Below are 20,896 nucleotides of genomic sequence, written 5' to 3' on the forward strand. Positions count from 1 at the left end.
CCCCTCGGCTCATCTCCCTGCCTCCGCGTCCTCGGGCGCCGCAGCGCGGGACACGATGTCCCGAGCCTATACCAGGTTCGGCTTCGGTGGCGCGTGCGGTAAGCTGCGGGGCGTGGACGACGAGGTCACGGGGACGCCGCCGGGCGCCGGTAGCACGGCGCGCAATGCCGCGGAGATCCGCGGGCGCATCGCGGCCTGCTTCAGCCTGGCCGAGCTGCGCCGCTTCGCAGAAGAGCTCGGCGTGCCCGACATCCCCTGGGACCGGGGGATGCAGGGGGCGGCGCACGAGCTCGTCCGCCGCTTCGAGCAGCGGCGCGAGCTCTGGTCGCTCGTCGCGCATCTCCGCGCGGTGCGGCCGCTCGTGGAGTGGCCCGACATGCCGACGGTGCCGCCCGCCTCGTCGATCGCACAGGCGCCGGCGCACACCGACATCCCGCGCCCGGCGCCGCTGCCGAACCTCGCGCCGCTGCCGGTGCCGTCGCCTCCCACCGAGGTCGCGACGCTGGCGCCGCCGCCCATCCCGCCGACCACACGGACGCCGACCGTCCCCACGCCGGAGCCCGCGGCGGCGCGGCCGCGCGGCGCCGCCGGGCCGGCGCGCCCGGCCGGCCCGCCGGGCGCCGCGGAGCGCGCGCCGGCCCGGGCCGGGCGCCGCGTCGATCCGCGGTTCCTGCTCGCCGCGCTGGGGCTCGTGGTGGCCAGCCTGGTCGTCGCCTTCCTGATCGGCCGGGCGTCGAGCGCGCCGGACGGCGAGGCGACGCCCGCGCGCGCCGCGAGCGCCGCGCCCACGCCCGCGCCGCCGGCCGCCCGGCCGGACGGGGTCGCGGCGCGCGCGGCCGCCGCGATCGAGCGCCGGATCGAGAGCGTGGCGCGGGCGTGCGAGATCCCGCCCGGCGCCGCGGAGGACGTGATGCGCCGCGCCTTCGAGCGCTGCGGGCCGGCGCCCACCCACGCGGCGCAGCGGGCGGCCCCGGCGCAGGGGAGCGACGCGCCGGCGGCAGAGGCCCCGGCCGCTCGGCCGGACGCCCCCGGGGCGGCGCCGCGCGCGGCCGCCGCGGCCGCCAACGCGCCCGCCGGCGGCAATGCGGGGTGCGTGGGGGCGTGCGAGCGGAAGCACCAGGCGTGCAGGGCAACGCAATGCGGCAAGGAGCCCACGCAGGGCAGCCAGTACCAGCGCTACCAGAATTGCCTGTCGACGTGCCTGGAGCAGGCGTCCCGGTGCCGGCTCGGCTGCCTCTGAGCCGCTGCCGCTGAGCCCCTGCGCCGCGCCGGCGCGCGACGCCGGCCCGTGCGACCGCGGCCGCGCCGGCCCGTGCGACCGCGCGCCGGGCGTCAGAGCGGCGGGCGGCTGCGGCGCATCACGTTGACCGTGGCGGTCGGCTGGTGCTCGGGGCAGCCGGTCCGGCCGGAGCGGCTCGGATCGAAGTCGATGCGGAGGCAGGTCTTGCAGACGCAGAGATAGGCGTCGTGGAACTCGCGGTAGCTCAGGATATCCGCGGCGAACAGGCTGAGGACGATGTCGCTGAGCAGGTCCTCTTCGCGCGGGCACGGCTCCCAGAGCGCGCCGTCGCCGGCGCGGCGCACGCGCCCGTCGTCGATCGCCGCGGCGAGGAAGCGATCGTCCGCGGCGGGCGGCATGAGGGCGCGGAGCGAGGAGAGCACCCGGAACCGCGCCGCCTCGACGAGCGCCTGGAGCTCGGACTCGTCCGGCTCCTCCGGGGCGGTCGGGCCGAGCGCCACCTGCATGGAGAAGCCCTCCGTCACATAGGTCGGGCGCCGCATCCGCCCGGGCGCCACGAGGTGCTTCTCGAACCAGCCCGAGAGCGCCGCCGCGCTGCGGGGAGGCTTGTCGACGAACGTGAGCGCCGCGAACAGCGCCCGGCGATCATGCTCCTTCGCGACCAGCGACGGAGCGGATGGAAGCGTGGGAATCGAGGTCTGGGAGTCCGCTTGCCGCATGAACACCCCCATGATTTCGCCCCAGTCTGCCCGAGGTCTTCTGTCGCGGTAAAGACGCGCTGGCGTCCCGATCCCAGATTGCGGAACCACCTGCAATGCAATGCGTTATACGCATGTTGCTGCGGCGGCGCGCGGGGGGAAGGCGGCTCAGTCCGTGATCTTGAGCGCACCGCTGTCGTCGAGCGCGCCGCTCGCGTCGGCGCCGTCCGAATCGGCCTCGACGTCCTCCTGGGACGTGGAGGGCCGCAGGAAGGACAGGTCGAGGCGGCCCATGGGCTGCTGCGCCGCCGCGCGCGCGGCGGCGAGGGGGATCGCGTCGGCTTCGCCGGCGCGGGGCGCGGCGCGGCGCTCGGCCTTGTCAGGGCGCGGGTCCTCGCGGCGCGCGTCCTCGCGGCGCGGGTCCTCGCGGCGCGCGTCCTCGCGGCGCGGGCCTTTCGCGGCGTCGCGCCCGCTCGCGCCGGCCTCGCGCGGCCGCTCCGGCGCGGGCGCCGCGGGCGCGGCCTGCGGGCGCGCGGCCCGCGCGCCCGGAGACGCCGGGGTCCGGAGCCCCTTGGCCGCCTTCGCCATGCGCGCGCGCGTGCGGAACGAGGGGGCGTTCTTCGCGAGCTCGATGCAGCTGCCGCGCATGGCGCTCGGGCAGGAGATGCGCACGTGCATGTGGTCGTCGTGCGGCTCGGAGCCCGTCGGCTGCATCATGGCGAGCTGCGCGCGGACGAGCAGCGCGCGGGAGACGCCGATGCGCTTGGCGTGGGTGAGCAGCGCGTGCCGCAGCGGATCGGAGATGAAGATGTGGCTCACGTGGGCGCGGGGATCGGTGAGCAGGTGCTGCACGAGCAGCCAGTTGCGCGGCAGGTCGAAGCGCGCCCCGGGCAGGTTGGTCGAGGCGAGCCGGGCGTTGAAGCGCAGGAAGTACGGCGCGTGGACCTGCTTGCCGCGGCCGTCGAGCGCGTAGAAGCCGAGGTCGACGTCGCGGCCGCTCTCGTGGGAGTTGTGGCGGTGGACGTCGCCGCCGCGCTGGCGCGACAGGTCGCCGACCTCGAGCACGGCGCCCGGGAAGCGCTTGGCCACGCCGCGCGCCGCGCGCTCGATCATGCCGACGAGCGCCGGCAGCCCCCAGCGCACGTCGGCGTGCGCGTAGGCGGGCACGACGCGGATGTCCTTGCGCGAGGTGTCGAGCCGCACGCCGCCCTCGAGGTGCCCCTCGTTCGGGTGGCCGACCGACGCGGCGGGCGGCTTGGGCGCGGGCTTGGTCTTGGCCGGCTCGGACGATCGCGGCCCTGCGCCGCCGGCGCGGGGGCGGTGGCCGTTGCCGACGTCCCGCGTGAGCCGCGCGCGCGGGGCGGCCGCGCGCGCCCGCGTGCCCGCGGCCCCGCGCGCCTTCGAGCCCGCCGCCGCTTCGGCGCCGCGCGTCTTCGAGCCCGCCGCCGCTTCGGCGCCGCGCGTCTTCGAGCGCGCCAGCGCCTCCGCGGCAGAGCGCGCCTGCGAGCGCGCCGGGGCGTCCGGCGCCGCGGCGGCCGCCGGGGCGCTGGGCAAGGAGAGCGCCAGGATCGTGAACAGCACGGAGATCGGTCGAGGCACACCGGTGCGTTACGGGGTTTCGGCGGGCAGGGCCAAGAAGCCGGCGCCGTCCGGCCCCCGTGCCGCGCTGCGGCGTCCCGGCGTCCCGGCGTACCGCGGCCGCAGCGGAGGCTTTTGCCTCGCGGCCAGTTGGGGTACCTCTCGGTCGGCCATGGACAAGGTCTACAAGAGCGCGCTGGACGCCGTGCGGGACATCCCGGTCGGCGCCACGATCCTCTCGGGCGGCTTCGGGCTCTGCGGCATCCCGGAGCACTGCATCGCCGCGCTCCGCGAGCTCGGCACGAAGGACCTCGTGGTCGTGTCCAACAACTGCGGGGTCGACAGCTTCGGCCTCGGGATCCTCCTGCAGAACCGCCAGATCCGGAAGATGATCTCGTCGTACGTCGGCGAGAACAAGGAGTTCGAGCGGCAGTACCTGAGCGGGGAGCTCGAGGTCGAGCTCACGCCGCAGGGCACGCTGGCCGAGCGCATCCGCGCAGGGGGCGCCGGGATCCCCGCGTTCTACACCCCGACCGGGGCGGGCACGGCCATCAGCGAGGGCGGGCTGCCGGTGCTCTACAACCCCGACGGCACGGTGAAGAAGTACTCCGAGAAGAAGGAGGTGCGGCAGTTCGACGGGCGCGACTACGTGCTCGAGCCGGCCATCCGCGGCGACTACGCGCTCGTGAAGGCCTGGAAGGGCGATCGGTTCGGCAACCTCGTCTACCGCCACACCGCCATGAACTTCAACCCGATGATGGCGATGGCCGCGAAGGTGACGATCGCCGAGGTCGAGGAGCTCGTCGAGGTCGGCTCGCTCGACCCGGACCACATCCACACGCCCGGGATCTTCGTGCACCGGATCTTCCAGGGCGAGCGCTTCGAGAAGCGGATCGAGCGGCGCACGGTGCGCAAGGCGCCGGCCGCCTAGGCGCGGGGCCGGGACAGGGGACACGATGGGACTCACGCGGGAACAGATCGCGCAGCGCGCCGCGCTGGAGCTCAAGGACGGCTACTACGTCAACCTCGGCATCGGGATGCCGACGCTCGTCGCCAACTACATCCCCGCGGGGATCGAGGTGGTGCTCCAGAGCGAGAACGGGCTGCTCGGCATCGGCCCGTACCCCGCCGAGGGCGCGGAGGATCCGGACCTCATCAACGCCGGCAAGGAGACCGTGACCATGCTCCCCGGCTCGGCGATCTTCTCGAGCGCCGAGTCGTTCGCGCAGATCCGGGGCGGCCACATCGACCTCGCGATCCTCGGGGCCATGGAGGTCTCCGAGAAGGGCGATCTTGCCAACTGGATGATCCCCGGCAAGATGGTGAAGGGGATGGGCGGGGCGATGGATCTCGTGGTGAGCGCGAAGCGCGTCGTCGTGATCATGGATCACGCGGCGAAGAACGGCGCGCCCAAGATCCTGACCGAGTGCGCGCTGCCCCTCACCGGGCGCGGCGTGGTCCACCGGATCATCACCGATCTCGCCGTGCTCGACGTGACGCCCGAGGGGCTCGTGCTGCGCGAGCTCGCGCCCGGCGTGAGCGCCCGAGAGGTGCAGGAGAAGACACAACCAACGCTCCGGGTCCCCTCCGACGTGAAGGAGATGGGGCAGCGGAGCGCCTAGGGGTTCGCCGATGACCTGGCCCGAAAAGACCCTGCCGACGACCGACGCGAGCGAGAAGCGCTCGCTGGGAGCGGGCGTGTTCCGTCGCTGCGACGGCTGCTCGCACACGCACGACGCCTCCGAGCTCGCCCGCGCCTTCGAGGTGTGCTCGCAGTGCGGCCACCACCACAAGCTCGACGCCGAGGGGTGGCGTCGGCTCCTGCTCGACGACGGCGAGCTCGCCCAGTGGGACGATCACCTCGTCCCCAACGATCCGCTCGGGTTCAGCGACGGCAAGAGCTACCGCGACCGCGTCGCGGCGCTCCACAAGAAGGGCCGCGCCAAGGAGGCGATCGAGATCGGCCGCGCCCGGCTGAGCGGCCGCGACATCGCGTACGGCGCGTTCGTGTTCGCCTTCATGGGCGGGAGCATGGGCTCCGTCGTCGGCGAGAAGATCACGCGGCTGTTCGAGCGCGCGACGCGCGAGGAGCTCCCGGTGGTGCTCCTCCAGTCGTCGGGCGGCGCGCGGATGCAGGAGGGCATCCTCTCGCTGATGCAGATGGCGAAGAGCGTTGCCGCGCTCGAGCGCTACCGCAAGGCGCGCCTCCCGTTCATCTCGGTGCTGCTCCACCCGACCACGGGCGGCGTCGCGGCGAGCTTCGCCTTCCTCGGCGACGTGAACATCGCCGAGCCGAAGGCGCTCATCGGGTTCGCCGGCCCCCGGGTCATCGAGAACACGATCCGGCAGACCTTGCCCGAGGGCTTCCAGCGGGCCGAGTTCCTGCTCGATCACGGCATGGTCGACGCGATCGTGCCGCGCCCCGAGATGAAGGCGTACCTCGCCACGCTGCTCCAGCACCTCGCGGGCGATCGCCGGGCGCGGCGATGAGCTCGGCGGCGCCGCGGCTCCCGGCGCTGCTCGAGGCGCTGGGGCAGCGGGCGCCGCGGGGCATGGTGCTCGGGCTCGACCGGGTGCGCGAGGCGCTCGGGGCGCTCGGCGACCCCCACGCCGACGTCGCCGCGGTGCACGTCGCCGGCACCAACGGCAAGGGGAGCGTGTGCGCGATGGTCGAGTCGGTCGCGCGCGCGGCCGGGCTCCGCACCGGCCTCTACACGTCGCCGCACCTGTCCCGCTTCGCCGAGCGCATCCGCATCGACGGCGAGCCGATCGGCGACGCGGCGCTCGAGCGCGCGCTGTCGGCCGCGCTCGAGCGGGTCCCCTCGCCGCTCACGTTCTTCGAGGCGCTGACGGTGGCCGCGTTCGTGGCCTTCCGCGACGCGGGCGTCGACCTCGCGATCGTCGAGGTCGGCCTCGGCGGGCGGCTCGACGCGACCAACGTGCTCGCGGCGCCGCTCTGCACGGCGATCACGTCGATCGCGTTCGATCACGTGGCCCTGCTCGGCCCGACGCTGGCCGACATCGCCCGGGAGAAGGCGGGCATCCTCAAGCCGGGCGCGCCCGTGGTGCTCGGCCCGCTCGACCCCGAGGCCGACGCCGCGATCGAGGCCGCGGCGCTGGCGATCTCCGCCGGGCCGCGCCTCCGCGTCGCGCGAGCGGAGCGCGGCGGGAGCGCGGGCGAGATCGCGGTCGGGGGCGCGGGCGAGATCGCGGTCGGGCGCGCGGGGCCTTCCGCGCGCGCGACGCGCATCGCCGGGCCGGGGCGCGCCGCGATCGAGGTGGAGCTCGGCCTCCGCGGGGCGCACCAGGCGGAGAACGCGGGCGTCGCGTGCGGGATCGCGTGGCAGCTCGCGGGCCGGTGGCCCGAGGTCGAGCGCGCGCTCCCGGCGGGGCTCGCCGCGGCCCGCTGGCCCGGTCGGCTGGAGCGGATCGACGCGGGCGCCGCCGGGGTCCTGCTCGACTGTGCGCACAACCCGCACGGCGCGCAGGCGCTCGCCGCGTGGCTCGACGAGGAGGGTCCGGGCGCGGCGCGCACCGCGCTCGTGTTCGGGGCGATGGCCGACAAGGGGTGGGGCGAAATGCTACAGACGCTCGCCCCGCGCGCGCAGCGGCGGCTCTACGCGACGCCGCAGGGCCGCGCGGCCGCGCCGCTCGATGCGCTGCGGGCGATCGCGCCGGGCGAGCCGATCGGCGATCCGCGCGCGGCGGTGGCGCGGGCGATCGAGGTCGCCGGGCCGGGCGGGCTCGTCGTCGTGACGGGCTCGATCTACCTGGTCGGCGAGGTGCGATCGGCGCTGCTCGGCATCGCGCCGGACCCGGTCGTGACGCTCTGACGCGGTCGCGCCGCCGCGCGATGTGCAGGCGCGTCGCTGCGCGGCGGCGCGCCGGTCTGGCACGGGCGATGCCGGTCCGCCGGCATGGCGTTCAGGAAGCGGCGATCTCCGGTGCTCTTCCCTGCGGCGGCCCTCGGGGCTGCCGCGCTCGCGCGGACGGCGTTCCGCGCCCTGCGGCGGCTCGATCTGCGCGGCCGGGTCGTGGTCATCACGGGCGGCTCTCGCGGCCTCGGGCTGCTCCTCGCCGAGGAGTTCGGCCGGCACGGCGCCCGGGTGGCGATCGCCGGCCGCGACCCGGCGGCGCTCGACCGGGCCGAGCAGCGGCTGCGGGCGCTCGGCGTCGAGGTGCACGCGGTCGCGTGCGACCTCGGCGATCGCGCCGCGGCCGAGGCGTTCATCGACGGCGCCGCGCGCGCGTTCGGCCGGATCGACGTGCTCGTCAACAACGCCGGCGTGATCCAGGTGGCGCCGATGCAGGACCTCCGCGTGGAGGAGCTCGACGAGGCGATGCGCTCGAACTACTGGAGCGCGGTCTACGCGACGCGGCGCGCGCTGCCGCACCTGGAGAAGCAGGGGCGCGCGGCGCGGATCGTGAACGTGGCGTCGATCGGCGGGCGCGTCGCGGTGCCGCACCTGCTCGGGTACAACGCGTCGAAGTTCGCGATGGTGGGCTTCTCGGAGAGCCTCCAGGCCGAGCTCTCCTACGGCAGCGCGCGAGGCCCGCGGGTCACCACGGTGATCCCCGGGCCGATGCGCACGGGGTCGATCTACAACGCCGAGTTCGGCGGCGACCCGCGGCGCGAGTTCGGCTGGTTCGGCCTGGCCTCGTCGATCCCGCTCGCGACGATCGACGCGCGGCGCGCCGCGCGGCGGGTGGTGGCGGCGGCGCGCGAGGGGCGCGCCGAGGTGAAGCTCGGGCTGTCTTCGCACCTGCTCAGCTGGGCGCACGGGATCGCGCCGCAGATGACGGTGCGGCTGATGGGCCTGGTCAACGCGTTCCTGCCGGCGCCCCGCGGCGCCGCGGGGACGACGCGGGGGCGGGATCTGCGCGCGCCGGCGCAGGGGTCGGTCCTGCTGCGCCTGAGCAACGAGGCGGCGCGGCGCAACAACGAAGCGCCGCCCGAGGCGGCGCGGTGAAAGCGGAGCGATAGAGCGATAGATCGAGCGACGAACACGCGCCGCGGTCACCGCGCCGGCAGTTGGCCGTAGGCTGTCTTGGCAAAGGTTGCTAAGGGTGGTCTCCTCAGCCCAAACCACGAGAGAGGGACCGTGCCGAAGCACACCAAGAAGGATCATAGGGAGGGCGCTCCGTCGGCGACGGGCGCACCGCAGCAGGCCTCCGCTGGGCGCAAGCTCTTCGGCACCGACGGGGTGCGCGGCGTGGCGAACCAGCCGCCGATGACGCCGGAGATGGCGCTGCGGCTCGGGCGCGCGATCGCCTTCGTCGCGAGCCACGGGAAGTCGCGGCAGGTGCGGGTGGTGATCGGGAAGGACACGCGGCTGTCCGGCTACATGCTGGAGACGGCGATCGCGTCCGGCGTGTGCGCCATGGGCGGCCGCGTGATGCTGAGCGGGCCGATCCCGACGCCGGCGGTCGCGCAGCTCACGCAGAGCATGCGGGCCGACGCCGGGGTGGTGATCAGCGCGAGCCATAACCCGTACCAGGACAACGGCATCAAGATCTTCGGGCCCGACGGCTACAAGCTGCCCGACTCCGCGGAGGAGGAGATCGAGCGGCTCATGGAGAGCCACGAGCTCGACGAGGCCCGGGTGGTGGGCTCGGCGATCGGCAGCGCGGTGAAGCTCGACGACGCGCGGGGGCGGTACGTCGTGTTCTGCAAGAGCACGTTCCCCACGGCGCTGTCGCTCGACGGCGTGAAGATCGTTGTCGACGCGGCGCACGGGGCGGCCTACCGCGTGGCGCCGTCGGTGTTCACCGAGCTCGGCGCGCACGTGACCGCGCTCGGCGTGAAGCCGAACGGGCGCAACATCAACCGCGAGACGGGCGCGCTGCACCCGGAGCACGTGAAGGCCGAGGTGCTCAAGCGGGGGGCGGCGATCGGCATCGCGCTCGACGGCGACGCGGACCGGGTGATCATGGTCGACGAGCGCGGCGAGGTCGTGGACGGCGACGCGATCATGGCGCTCTGCGCGCTCAGGATGCTGCGCACCGGGAAGCTGCCGCGGAACACGATCGTGACGACGGTGATGTCGAACCTCGGCCTCGAGCGCGCGCTCAAGGCGCAGAACGGGCACGTGGTGCGGACCGCGGTCGGGGACCGCTACGTGGTGGAGGCGATGCGGAACGGCGGCTACTCGTTCGGCGGGGAGCAGTCGGGGCACCTCATCTTCCTGGACCACGCGACGACGGGCGACGGGATCGTGGCGGCGCTGCAGGTGCTCGCGATCATGATGGAGGAGGACAAGCCGCTGAGCGAGCTCGCGTCGAAGGCGATGCAGCGGGTGCCTCAGGTGCTGGAGAACGCGACGTTCCCGACGCGGCTGCCGCTCGACAGCATGCAGCGGACGCGGGTCGCGGTGGATCGCATCGAGAAGACGCTCGGGGACAAGGGGCGCATTCTGGTGCGGTGGAGCGGGACGGAGCCGAAGCTGCGCGTCATGGTCGAGGGCGAGGATGCGTCGACCATCGGGGCGTACGCGCTCGAGATCATCGAGGCGGCCAAGCAGGACGTGGCGGGGGTCACGGCGTAGCCAGGGCTGCCCGGCCCCCGGAGCGGGTGTCCGCTGGGCGGGGTGGGGGCCCCGCCGAACTCGGCGGAGACATGGCTCATCCGGCAAGCCGGATGAACCATGTCTCCGCCTCAAACATCGGCCCATCCCCCACCCCGCCCAGCGGACACCCGCTCCGGGGGCCTACCGTTGTCCGAAGGACGCGCTGCCTGCGGTCGTCCGAGGGATGCCCGGCGTTGGCTACAGGGCGCGGCGCATGAAGAGATCTTCCAGCGTCTCGCGGCGCGGCGTCACCTCGACCACCTGCGCGCCCGCGGCGAGCGAGCGCTGGAGCACCTCGCGCACGCGCGCCTCGCCCTCGACGTCGACCACCACGACGTCGCCGCGGCGCGTGGTCGCGAAGCCCAGCGCGCCGAGCTCCTCGAGGAGCGACTCGGGCGCGGCGGCCAGCATGACGTCGGTGCGCAGCACGTCGCCCCGGAGGAGCTGACGGATCGCGCCGCTCACCACCACCTGGCCCTCGCGCAGGATCGCCACGCGATCGCACATCGCCTCGACGTCGCTCAGGATGTGCGTCGAGAAGAAGATCGTCCGGCCCTGATCGCGCTCCGCAAAGATGAGATCGCGCACCTCCTTGCGGCCCACCGGATCGAGGCCGCTCATGGGCTCGTCCAAAATCAGCATCTCGGGATCGGCGACCAGCGCGGCGGCCAGCCCCGTGCGCTGCAGCATCCCCTTCGACAGCCGGCGCACCTGCCGATCCGCGGCGTACGCGATCTTCACCTGATCGAGCACCTCCATCGTCCGCCGGCGCAGCGAGGCGCCGCGCATCCCGGACAGGCTGCCGCAGAGCTCCACGAACTCGCGCGGGGTGAGGTAGGGGTAGACGTACGGGTTCTCCGGCAAAAAGCCGATCTTCCGGCGCGCCTCGGGCGACGGGACGCGCGCGCCGAACAGGTACGCCTCGCCGCCGGTCGGGGCGATGAGGCCCGTCAGCATCTTGATCGTCGTCGTCTTGCCGGCGCCGTTCGGCCCGAGGAAGCCGAAGATCTCGCCGCGGCGCACGCCGAAGCTCACGCCCTTGACCGCCTCGACCGCGCGCCGGCGCAAGAAGCCCACCCGGAACGTCTTCAGCAGGCCGCGGACGTCGATCAGCAGCTCGCCGCCCGGCGCCTCCCCGCCGGGGCGGGACGGCGCGGCGCGCTCGCCGCGCTCCTCGACCATCGCCTCGCCGCCGCCGCTCACGCGCCCTCCTCGCCGTCGGGGGCCTCGCCCGGCGCGCCGTCCCCCGGCCGCGCGCGGCCGCGCGCCGTCGCCGCACTGTACTCGTGCAGCTTGTACTGGATCTTGCGCGGGCTGATCCCGAGGATCGTCGCCGCCTTCGAGGTCGAGCCCTTGCACGCCTCGAGCGTGCGCAGGATCGCGTAGCGCTCCAGATCGTAGATCGTGCTCCCCGGGACGCGCGGCATCGCGTCGGACGCCTCGGCCGGCTCGGACGACATCTGCGCCGGCAGGTGCCGGGGCTCGATGCGCGCGCCGTCGCAGAGCACCGCCGCCCGCTCGATCGCGTTCTCCAGCTCGCGCACGTTGCCAGGGAACGAGTAGCTCGTCAGCGCCGACAGCGCCTCGTCCGTGAAGCCCTCGATCCGCTTGCCGTTCTCCTGCGCGTAGCGGCCCAGGAAGAACGTCGCGAGCTCGGGGATGTCGCTCCGGCGCTCGCGGAGCGGCGGGATCTCCAGGGTGACGACGTTGAGCCGGTAGTAGAGATCCTCGCGGAACAGCCCCTCGGCGATGCGCTGGCGCAGGTCGCGGTTCGACGCGGCGAGGATCCGCACGTCGACCTTCAGCGTCTCGTTGCCGCCCACCCGCTCGAACGTGCGCTCCTGCAGGAAGCGCAGGAGCTTCACCTGCGTGGCGAGCGGGATCTCGCTCACCTCGTCGAGGAACAGCGTGCCGCCGTTCGCCTGCTCGAAGCGGCCCTCGCGACGGCCGACGGCGCCGGTGAAGGCGCCGCGCTCGTGGCCGAACAGCTCGCTCTCCAGGAGCGACTCGCTCAGCGCCGCGCAGTTCAGCCGGACGAGCGGCGCCTTCGCCCGCGGGCTCGCGCGGTGGATCATCTCGGCGATGAGCTCCTTGCCCGTGCCCGTCTCGCCCACGATCAGCACGCTCGCGCGGCTCGGCGCCACCTGCTCGACCAGCCGGAGGAGCTTCACCATGCTCGGGTGGCTCGCGATCACGTGGCCGAACGCGTTCCGCTCGCGCAGCCGCTCGCGCAGCCGCGAGTTCTCCTGGAGCAGCCGCGCCCGCTCCACCGCGCGCTCGACCACCACCGCGAGCACCGAGAAATCGAGCGGCTTCGTCAGGTAGTTGTACGCGCCCTTCTTCACCGCCTCGACCGCGCTCGAGATGGTGCCGAACGCCGTCATGACGACGAACGTCGCGTCCGGCAGCGCGAGCTGCGCCTTCTCCATCATCCGGATGCCGTCGAGCCCCGGCATCTTCAGGTCGGTCAGGACCACGTCCGGCGCGAACTCCTCGAGCTTGCCCAGCGCCTTGAAGCCGTCGGCCGCGGTCTCGGTGGTGTACCCCTCCTCGCGGAGGATCTCGGAGAGCGCCGCGCGCGCGTTGGCCTCGTCGTCGACGATCAGGATGCGCCCCCGGGATGCCATGATGATGGCTTTCCTAGCATGCGCGCCCGCAGGATTGGGCAGCTGCGCAGCCCGGCCGAGCGACACCGGGGCCGCGGGGCGCCGCGGCCGAGCACGTTTGCGACCGGGTCGCCGGGCGCCGGAGCGCGCAATCGCGGCGAGGCGCGAAGGAGGCCCGACGATCGCGCCTCGCCGCGGTGAGGCCGCACTTATCGAGCCGTGCGGCGCGGCTCGTCGAGGATCTGCCATCGACGAAAACCGCTGTTTCGTGGGACGCCCGGGATGGTACAACGGGCCGCGCGCGAGGTCCCCACCGTCCCGATTGGCGGGCGTTTCCTTGTTCGATCTCGCGGATGAGGCTCGATGCATACGCTTCGGAAGGTGTTCGGCGACAGGCCCCGGCGCGCTGCGCTCACGGCGCTGCCGCTCGTCGGCTCGCTCACGCTCGCGGGCGCTGCCGAGGCGCAGCAGCCGCAGCCGCCCTTCGGACCTCAGCCGCTTCCGGGCCAGCCGGCGCCGCCCAGGCCGTTCGGGCCAGAGCCTCCTCCCGCGCAGCCCGGCCCCTTCGGCCCGCAGCCAGGCTTTCCGGGCGACGCGCCGCCGACCCAGTTCGGCCCCCCGCCGGCGCAGCCGGGCTTCGGCCCGCAGCCGGGCTTTCCGGGCGACGCGCCGCCGACCCAGTTCGGCCCGCAGCCGGGCTTCGGCCCGCAGCCGGGCTTCCCGGGCGACGCGCCGCCGCAGTTCGGGCAGCCGGGGCAGCCGCCGCCGGACGCGAGCTTCTCGTTCGGCGCGCAGGCGTCCGCCGGCGAGCAGGGCGTCCAGGCCAGCGCGACGGCGCCGCGCTCCACCGCGTGGGACGAGGAGGAGCGCGCGCTCTCGCTCACCGCGCAGCCGAACCTGTGGGGGTCGACCGGCCTCCTCAGGACGTCGTACGCGGGCTCGGGCGCGCCGGGCACCTTCCGGGTGTCGTTCCTGCTCGACTGGTTCTCGACGAGCGGCTTCCTCTGCGATCCGGCCGAGTCGACGCTCGCCGGCCACCCGATCACCTGCGGCCCCGACGCGCAGGAGGACTCGGCGAGCCACGTGGGGGCGTTCTTCGCGCTGAACGCGACCCCCCTGCCCTTCCTCGAGGGCTACGCGGCGATCCGCACGTTCGCGAACGCGAACGATCAGGGCCGCCCGCGGCTCTTGCAGGTGCTCGGCGACACGACGTTCGGCGTGAAGGCGTTCACGCCCCCGAAGATCGGCAAGCCGCTCACCTTCGGCGGCGAGGCGCAGCTGCTCCTGCTCAACGGCACGGGCGACGTGGGCCTCGCCGGCGGCGGCACGAGCGCGGTGTTCCGCGGGCTCGCGACGCTCGATCTGCGCAAGCCGCAGGGCAAGGGGTTCCCGCTGCGGGTCAACCTGAACCTCGGCTACAAGCTCGACAACTCCGGCCAGGTCGTGGAGGAGGTCGAGAAGGAGCGGGCCAAGGCGTTCACCGACGGGCGCGATCGGCAGCCGATCTCGCGCATCGAGCGGTTCGGGCTCGGCATCAACCGGGTCGACTTCTTCCAGACCCACCTCGGCGTCGAGGTGCCGCTGCCGAAGGTGCAGCCGTACCTCGAGTACACGCTCGACATCCCGGTGAACCGGCAGGGCTACGAGTGCCACACGAGCCGCGTGTCGCGCGGCGACGTCTGTCTCGGGCTCGACGACTTCGCGTCCCCGGACCCGCAGAACCAGGGCGGGCCGGGCTACGCCGCGGCCCCGTCGCGGCTCTCGCTCGGCGTGCGGGTGACGCCATTCCAGAAGGCGTTCCGCGGGCTCTCCGGGCACGCGGCGTTCGACCTCGGCCTGTCGGCGACCTCCGTGTTCATCGAGGAGGTCGCGCCGCAGGCGCCGTGGACGCTGTACCTCGGGATCGGCTACGCCTACGACACGAAGCAGAAGGAGCCGCCGCCGGCCCCTGCGCCGCAGATCATCAAGGAGCCGCCGCAGCTCGTGCCCGCGCCGCAGACGTTCGCGCGCGGCTTCGTGCACGAGCAGAACAGGCCCGACGCGGCGGTGGCGGGCGCGATCGTGACGATCGAGGGCGTGCCCCAGCCGCCGTACGCGACCGGGCCGGACGGCCGCTTCCTCACGCGGCACCTCGAGCCGGGGACGTACACGTTCAACGTCCGGGCGAACGGCTACAAGCCGGGCACGTGCCAGGCGACGATCCTCGCCGGCGGGGCGGCGCCTGGGCAGCCCGGGCCGTTCGGCCCGCAGCCGGGACCCTTCGGCCCGCAGCCGGGGCCCTTCGGTCCGCAGCCGGGACAGCCTGGCGCCTTCGGCCCGCAGCCGGGACAGCCCGGCGCCTTCGGCCCGCAACCCGGGCAGCCCTTCGGTCCGCAACCCGGACAGCCGGGCGCCTTCGGTCCGCAGCCCGGACAGCCGGGCGCCTTCGGTCCGCAGCCCGGACAGCCGGGCGCCTTCGGTCCGCAGCCGGGGCAGCCCGGGCCGTTCGGCCCGCAGCCGGGGCCGTTCGGCCCGCAGCCGGGGCAGCCCGATCCCTTCGGCCCGCAGCCGGGGTTGCCCGGCGCGGGACAAAGCGCGGCGCCGCCGCAGGGGCCGACGTTCGTGGACGTCGACTGCTCGCTCGAGGCGCTGCCGAAGACGGGCAACATCGTCGGGACGGTGAAGGACGCGGAGAGCGGGGACGCGGTCGCCGGCGCGACGATCCGGCTGACCGACGCGGCGGGCCGCGAGCAGACGGCGACGAGCGACGCGAGCGGCGCGTTCCGCTTCCCGGATCTGCCGGCCGGCGCGGTGACGCTCAAGGTCGAGGCGCAGGGCTACATGAACCACGTCAACCAGGCCGACATCCGCACGAGCGAGGACACGCGCGCCGCGCTCACGGTGAACAAGCGGCCGAAGGTCTCGCTCGTGAAGGTGCAGGGCAACGAGATCAAGATCTCGCGGCAGATCCACTTCGAGACCGACTCGGCGAAGATCCTGGGCGACTCGAACGCGCTGATGGAGGAGATCGCGGACGTGCTCCAGCGGAACCCGAACATCCGCAAGGTCGAGATCCAGGGGCACACCGACAACACGGGCGGGCGCGAGCACAACCAGACCCTCAGCGAGTCCCGCGCGAACTCCGTGCGCGCCTGGCTGATCCGGGCCGGCGTGGACGGCTCGCGCCTCATGGCGAAGGGCTACGGGCAGGACCGCCCGGTCGCGCCGAACGTCACGCCCGCGAACAAGGCCAAGAACCGGCGCGTGCAGTTCATCATCCTCGAGAAGTGAGCCGGGCCCGCCGCCGGGCGGAGCCGGCGCGCGGCCGCGCCTCGGCGTCGCTTGTCGGCGCCGGGGCGCTGCGATAGGGCACGCGCATGATGAAGCAGGTCGTCGCGGGCGCGCTCGCCGTGATCGCGGGGTGCGCGGCGCCCACCCCGGCGCCGGACGCCCGGCCCGCCGAGAGCGCGCGGCCCTCGTCGCCCGCCGCCGCGCCGGCGGACGCGGGCGCGTCGGCGACGGCGGCCGCCGGCGCGCCTGCGTCCTCCGGCGCGGCGCCGGCGCTGCAGGCGGAGGACGCGGGGGCGCCGGCGTCGCCGCAGGACGGGGGCGCCAGCGCGGCCGCCGACGCGGCGGCGACGGACGGCGCGCCCTCGCCGGGATCGCCGCCGGCCGCCGGCGCCGACGCGACCGCGATCGCGATCGCGATCGCGACGAACAAGATCCTGCCGCCGCTCGAGAGCGAGGAGCTCACGGCGCGGGCCAGGGCGCTGTTCGACGCCATCGTGAAGAACGAGCCGGCGCTGGCCGACCCGTTCTGGTTCCCCAAGGAGCCGTTCATCCCGCTCAAGGACGTGAAGGACCCCGGCAAGTACTGGGACAACCTCCACGCCGCCTACGCGAACGACGTGAAGGCGATGCACCGGAAGCGCAAGAGCTGGGAGGGCGCGCGGTTCGTCGGCTTCGAGGTCGGCTCCAGGCCGAAGTGGGTGCCGCCCGGCGACGAGGTCAACAAGATCGGCTATTACCGCTCCTTCCACGGCAAGCTGAAGTATGAGCTCGACGGCAAGCCGGCGAGCCTCGACGTCCACACGATCATCTCGTGGCAGGGCCGCTGGTACATCACGCACCTCGGCGACTTCAAGAAGCGCTAGGCGCCCGCGCGCCGCGGCGGCATCTCTCGCGGAGACGAAGGACCCCAGGGGAGCGCGATGGAACAGGCAGAGCGCGTCGCGGGCGGGCTGAGGGCGCGGTACGACGCGGTCCGTGCGTTCACGGAGTCGCTCTGCGCGCCGCTCTGCGCCGAGGACTACGTCGTCCAGTCGATGCCGGACGCGAGCCCGGTGAAGTGGCACCTGGCGCACACGGCGTGGTTCTTCGAGACGTTCGTGCTCGGCCAGCGCGCCGGGTACGCGCACTTTCACCCGCAGTTCGGGTACCTCTTCAACTCGTACTACGTGAGCGTGGGCGAGCGGCACAGCCGGCCGCGGCGAGGGGTCCTGTCGCGCCCGACCGTCGAGGAGACCTACCGCTACCGGCGCCACGTGGACGAGCGCATGCGCGCGCTGCTCGACGAGATCGCCGCGGGCCGGCACCTCGATCTCGCCTTCACGATCGAGGTGGGGCTGCACCACGAGCAGCAGCACCAGGAGCTCCTCCTGACCGATCTGAAGCACGCGATGGCGCAGAACCCGCTGCGCCCCGCGATCTTCGGCGGCGCGCCGCCGGGCCGGCGCGGCGGCGCGGCCGGGGAGCTCCGCTTCGTCGAGCACGCCGAGGGCGTGCGATGGATCGGCCACGGCGAGGGCGGGTTCGCGTTCGACAACGAGGCGCCGCGGCACCGCGTGTTCGTCGGCGCGTTCGCGCTCGCGGACCGGCCGGTGACATGCGGCGAGTACCTCGAGTTCATGCGGGACGGCGGGTACGCGCGGCCGGAGCTCTGGCTGTCGGGCGGCTGGGACGCGGTCGTGGCGAACCGGTGGGAGGCGCCGCTCTACTGGGAGCAGCGCGACGGAGGGCTCCAGCTGTTCACGCTCCACGGGCTCCGCGAGGTCGACGCCGGCGAGCCCGTCTGCCACGTGAGCCACTACGAGGCCGACGCCTACGCCCGCTGGGCAGGCGCGCGGCTCCCGACCGAAGCCGAGTGGGAGACCGCCGCGCAGGGCGCGCTCGCCGCCGCTGGGGAGGTCGCCGGCGGCGCCGCGCCGGGCGGGGCGGCGCTCGAGGGGAACTTCGCCGAGCGCGGGCGCTATCACCCGGAGCCGGCGGGCGCGCCGCCGCGGCCGGGAGCCCCGCGGCAGCTCTTCGGCGACGTGTGGGAATGGACGTCGAGCGCGTACGCGCCCTACCCCGGGTTCCGCCCGTGGCCGGGGGCGCTCGGCGAGTACAACGGCAAGTTCATGAGCAGCCAGCTCGTGCTCCGCGGCGGCTCGTGCGCGACCCCGGCGACGCACCTCCGCGCGACGTACCGGAACTTCTTCCCGCCGGACGCGCGGTGGCAGATGAGCGGCATCCGGCTGGCCCGCGACCTCTGACCCGGGCCGCGCCGGCGGCGCGCGCCCTTCCTGTGGACGCTGCGCCGGCGCGCCGCCATGGTCTCGGCGTGGCGCCGCTCGTCTCCGTCTTGCTCCCGTACCGGCAGGCGGAGGCGACCCTCGAGGAGGCGCTGGAGAGCGTGCTCGCCGAGCGCGACGTCGACCTCGAGGTGATCGCCGTGGACGACGGCTCGACCGACGCCGGCCCGGCCACGGTCGCGCGCCTCGCGCGGCGCGACGCCCGCGTGGTTCCGGTCGCGACCGGCGGCGTGGGCATCGCGCGGGCGCTCGCGCGCGCGGCCGAGGAGGCGCGCGGCGAGCTCTTCGCGCGCATGGACGGCGACGACATCTCGGTCGGCGGGCGCCTCGCGCGCCAGGCCGAGGCGCTCCACCGGGATCCGCGGCTCGCCGTCGTCGGGGCGCGCGTCGAGGCGTTCGCGGCCGGGCCGATCGGCGAGGGCATGCTCCGCTACGTCGACTGGCTGAACGCGATCCTCACCCCCGAGGATCACGCGCGGGAGATGTTCGTGGAGTCCCCGCTGTGCCACCCGTCGGTGATGCTGCGGCGGAGCGCGCTGGAGCAGGTCGGCGGGTTCCGGGAGACCCCCTGGGCGGAGGACTACGACCTGTGGCTGCGCCTCGACGCTGCCGGCGCGCGGATGGCGAAGCTCCCGGAGCTCGGCCTGCGCTGGCGGCACCGCGAGGGCCGCGCCACGTTCGCGGATCCGCGGTACGCGATCGCGCGGTTCCTAGAGGCCAAGGCGCACTACCTCGCGAGGAAGCTGGGCGCGGCGCGCCCCGTGGCGGTGTGGGGCGCGGGCAAGACGGGCCGGCGGCTGGCGAGGGCGCTCGCCCGGAACGGCGTGAGGCCGGAGCGGTTCATCGACATCGATCCGCGCAAGATCGGCCGGATCGCGCAGGGGGCGCCGATCGTCGATCCGTCGCGGCTCTCGCGGGGCGCGCAGACCGTCGTCGTCGCCGTGGGGGCGCGGGGGGCGCGCGCGCTCATCCGCGAGCACCTCGCCGCGCGCGGCTTCGTCGAGGGCTCCGACTATGTGTGCGCGTCCTGAGCACACGGCGCGCGCGCAGGGCGCCTCTTTGCAACCGCGTGCTCCGGTGGGAGGATTCGATCCCACAGCGATGCGCGTCCCGGTGCTCACGAGCAAGCTCGACTTTCCTCCGCCCGAGCGCGCGACCCCGGAGGGGATCGTGGCCGTGGGCGGCGAGGCCTCGCCGGAGCGGCTCCTGGCCGGCTACCGCCGGGGCATCTTCCCGTGGCCCCACGACGGGCTACCGCTGCTCTGGTTCTCCCCGGATCCCCGCTTCGTGCTGCCGCCGCGCGAGGCGCACATCCCGCACTCGCTGCGCAAACGGGTGCGCCGGGGCGGGATCGAGGTGCGGACCGACACGGCGTTCGCGGACGTCATGCGGGCCTGCAGCGCGACGCCGCGGCCAGGGCAGGACGGCACGTGGATCACCGAGGAGCTCATCGGCGGGTACACGGCGCTGCACGCCGCCGGTGTGGCGCACAGCATCGAGGCCTGGTCGAACGGCGAGCTCGTCGGCGGGCTCTACGGCGTGTCGCTGGGGCGGATGTTCTTCGGCGAATCGATGTTCGCGCGCGCGCCCGACGCCTCGAAGGTCGCGTTCGCGACGCTGCTCGGGAACCTCGTCGCCTGGGACTTCGCCCTGGTGGATTGCCAGGTGTACACCGACCACCTCGATCGCTTCGGCGCCGTCGAGTGGCCGCGGCGCGAGTTCCTCCGCGCGTTGAAGACGGCGCTCGACGCCCCGACGAAGATGGGGCCGTGGCGCTTCGACCTCGAGCCCGCGCAGGCGATCGAGCGGCTCATCTCGCGGTGATCGCGCCCGAGCCGCGCGCAGCGCCGTCCGAGCCGCGCGCAGCGCCGCCCGGCCCCGGCGCTACGAGCGGCCGTCGCCCGCGTCGTCCTTGATCTCCCGGAGCAGCTCCTCGATCCGCCGCTCGGCGTCGGGGCCCTCGTCGTAGAAGAACCGCAGCGTCGGCACCACGCGCAGCCCCATCGTGCGGGCGACGTCCCTGCGCAGCCGGCCGGACGCCGCCTCCAGCCCCTTGAGCAGGGCGCGGCGCGACGCCGCGTCCTCCGCCCCGAACTCGTGGCGCACGTGGACCTTCGCGCTCTGCAGGTCGTCGGTGATCTCCACACGCGACACGAGCACCCCGGCGATCCGCGGATCGCGCAGCTCCCGGAGCAGGTTGGACAGGTCCTCGCGGAGCCGTTCGGCGACCCGCGTCGCCCGCTTCACCGTGCCGCTCATTCGTCGTCCTCTGCGTCCTCGAACCTGTCCGAGGCCGCTCCCAGATCATCATCCTCGCGGCCGAGCGCCTGCTCGATGCCGCCCTGCACCCCCGCTCCCCCCTCGCCGAACGGCACGATCTCGGTCGCGCGGTCGGTGAGGACGGCGTGGGGCAGCGACCCGGCCATCGCGGCCACGTCCGCGAGGACCCGGTCGCACATGGCCGCCGAGTTCGAGACGACCGCGACGCCGAGCGTCGCCCGCCGCGGATCGTCGAGCACGCCGACCTCCGCGATCGACACGCGCATCCGACTCTGCGCCCGCTCCTTCAAGGAGCGCACCACACTGCGCTTGTCCTTGAGGGAGCGGGCCCCGACGATATCGAGGCGGAGACGGAGGACGCCGACGAACATCTACG

The 20,896-nt window shown here is 74.3% G+C and carries 18 protein-coding genes; 12 read left to right on the forward strand and 6 right to left on the reverse strand.

Annotated features, from left to right (window positions below; all coding sequences use genetic code 11):
* Nucleotides 1–55 precede the first annotated feature (55 nt).
* Entirely contained in the window at nucleotides 56–1,240 is a 1,185-nt protein-coding gene (locus WME83_RS35195; protein ID WP_437314082.1) for a hypothetical protein, read from the forward strand.
* Nucleotides 1,241–1,332: 92 nt separating this feature from the next.
* Here WME83_RS35195 and WME83_RS35200 read toward each other — a convergent pair whose 3' ends face one another.
* Both WME83_RS35200 and WME83_RS35205 read right to left on the reverse strand, forming a co-directional pair.
* Complete coding sequence (locus tag WME83_RS35200; protein WP_437314083.1) at nucleotides 1,333–1,959, reverse strand: hypothetical protein; 627 nt, start codon at nucleotides 1,957–1,959, stop codon at nucleotides 1,333–1,335.
* 147 nt (nucleotides 1,960–2,106) lie between these two features.
* A complete protein-coding gene (locus tag WME83_RS35205) occupies nucleotides 2,107–3,537 on the reverse strand; it encodes a penicillin-insensitive murein endopeptidase (protein WP_437314084.1) in 1,431 nt (476 codons plus the stop codon).
* 151 nt (nucleotides 3,538–3,688) lie between these two features.
* Here WME83_RS35205 and WME83_RS35210 point away from each other — a divergent pair, with 151 nt between their 5' ends.
* From WME83_RS35210 to glmM, 6 genes are all read left to right on the forward strand, one after another.
* The gene (locus WME83_RS35210) at nucleotides 3,689–4,447 is read left to right on the forward strand and encodes a CoA transferase subunit A (protein ID WP_437314085.1); all 759 of its coding nucleotides are present in this window, start codon (nucleotides 3,689–3,691) and stop codon (nucleotides 4,445–4,447) included.
* A gap of 25 nt (nucleotides 4,448–4,472) precedes the next feature.
* The gene (locus WME83_RS35215) at nucleotides 4,473–5,138 is read left to right on the forward strand and encodes a CoA transferase subunit B (RefSeq protein WP_129578203.1); all 666 of its coding nucleotides are present in this window, start codon (nucleotides 4,473–4,475) and stop codon (nucleotides 5,136–5,138) included.
* A 10-nt stretch (nucleotides 5,139–5,148) separates the two neighbouring features.
* Complete coding sequence (gene accD / locus WME83_RS35220) at nucleotides 5,149–6,006, forward strand: acetyl-CoA carboxylase, carboxyltransferase subunit beta (RefSeq protein WP_020738767.1); 858 nt, start codon at nucleotides 5,149–5,151, stop codon at nucleotides 6,004–6,006.
* A complete protein-coding gene (locus WME83_RS35225) occupies nucleotides 6,003–7,349 on the forward strand; it encodes a bifunctional folylpolyglutamate synthase/dihydrofolate synthase (RefSeq protein ID WP_437314086.1) in 1,347 nt (448 codons plus the stop codon). Before accD ends, WME83_RS35225 begins: the two co-directional genes overlap by 4 nt.
* A gap of 84 nt (nucleotides 7,350–7,433) precedes the next feature.
* Entirely contained in the window at nucleotides 7,434–8,486 is a 1,053-nt protein-coding gene (locus WME83_RS35230; protein WP_437314087.1) for an SDR family NAD(P)-dependent oxidoreductase, read from the forward strand.
* 132 nt (nucleotides 8,487–8,618) lie between these two features.
* Nucleotides 8,619–10,061: a phosphoglucosamine mutase gene (glmM, locus tag WME83_RS35235; RefSeq protein WP_437314088.1), complete on the forward strand. Its 1,443-nt coding sequence runs from the start codon at nucleotides 8,619–8,621 to the stop codon at nucleotides 10,059–10,061.
* A 219-nt stretch (nucleotides 10,062–10,280) separates the two neighbouring features.
* Here the strand turns inward: glmM and WME83_RS35240 are convergent, their stop codons facing one another.
* Complete coding sequence (locus WME83_RS35240) at nucleotides 10,281–11,285, reverse strand: ABC transporter ATP-binding protein (protein WP_437314089.1); 1,005 nt, start codon at nucleotides 11,283–11,285, stop codon at nucleotides 10,281–10,283.
* A complete protein-coding gene (locus tag WME83_RS35245) occupies nucleotides 11,282–12,709 on the reverse strand; it encodes a sigma-54-dependent transcriptional regulator (protein ID WP_020738772.1) in 1,428 nt (475 codons plus the stop codon). The genes WME83_RS35240 and WME83_RS35245 overlap by 4 nt, the downstream gene beginning before the upstream one ends.
* 342 nt (nucleotides 12,710–13,051) lie before the next feature.
* Between WME83_RS35245 and WME83_RS35250 the strand changes: the two genes are divergently transcribed.
* The 5 genes from WME83_RS35250 (at nucleotide 13,052) to aat (ending at nucleotide 20,064) form a co-directional block, all read left to right on the forward strand.
* The gene (locus WME83_RS35250) at nucleotides 13,052–15,958 is read left to right on the forward strand and encodes a carboxypeptidase regulatory-like domain-containing protein (RefSeq protein ID WP_437314090.1); all 2,907 of its coding nucleotides are present in this window, start codon (nucleotides 13,052–13,054) and stop codon (nucleotides 15,956–15,958) included.
* Nucleotides 15,959–16,044: 86 nt separating this feature from the next.
* Nucleotides 16,045–16,821, forward strand: a complete 777-nt coding sequence (locus WME83_RS35255) for a hypothetical protein (RefSeq protein WP_437314091.1) — start codon at nucleotides 16,045–16,047, stop codon at nucleotides 16,819–16,821.
* Nucleotides 16,822–16,878: 57 nt separating this feature from the next.
* Complete coding sequence (gene egtB / locus WME83_RS35260) at nucleotides 16,879–18,201, forward strand: ergothioneine biosynthesis protein EgtB (RefSeq protein ID WP_437314092.1); 1,323 nt, start codon at nucleotides 16,879–16,881, stop codon at nucleotides 18,199–18,201.
* A gap of 68 nt (nucleotides 18,202–18,269) precedes the next feature.
* Entirely contained in the window at nucleotides 18,270–19,271 is a 1,002-nt protein-coding gene (locus WME83_RS35265) for a glycosyltransferase (protein WP_437314093.1), read from the forward strand.
* Between the two features lie 70 nt (nucleotides 19,272–19,341).
* Nucleotides 19,342–20,064 carry a leucyl/phenylalanyl-tRNA--protein transferase gene (gene aat, locus WME83_RS35270; RefSeq protein ID WP_437314094.1) on the forward strand — a complete coding sequence of 241 codons (723 nt, stop codon included), beginning with the start codon at nucleotides 19,342–19,344 and terminating at the stop codon, nucleotides 20,062–20,064.
* A gap of 60 nt (nucleotides 20,065–20,124) precedes the next feature.
* Here aat and rbfA read toward each other — a convergent pair whose 3' ends face one another.
* Both rbfA and WME83_RS35280 read right to left on the reverse strand, forming a co-directional pair.
* The gene (gene rbfA, locus WME83_RS35275; protein WP_437314095.1) at nucleotides 20,125–20,499 is read right to left on the reverse strand and encodes a 30S ribosome-binding factor RbfA; all 375 of its coding nucleotides are present in this window, start codon (nucleotides 20,497–20,499) and stop codon (nucleotides 20,125–20,127) included.
* Entirely contained in the window at nucleotides 20,496–20,891 is a 396-nt protein-coding gene (locus tag WME83_RS35280; RefSeq protein ID WP_437314096.1) for a DUF503 domain-containing protein, read from the reverse strand. The genes rbfA and WME83_RS35280 overlap by 4 nt, the downstream gene beginning before the upstream one ends.
* Between the last annotated feature and the right edge of the window lie 5 nt (nucleotides 20,892–20,896).

The sequence above is a fragment of the Sorangium sp. So ce385 genome (assembly GCF_051474135.1).
In the GTDB taxonomy this organism is placed as follows: domain Bacteria; phylum Myxococcota_A; class Polyangia; order Polyangiales; family Polyangiaceae; genus Sorangium; species Sorangium cellulosum_D.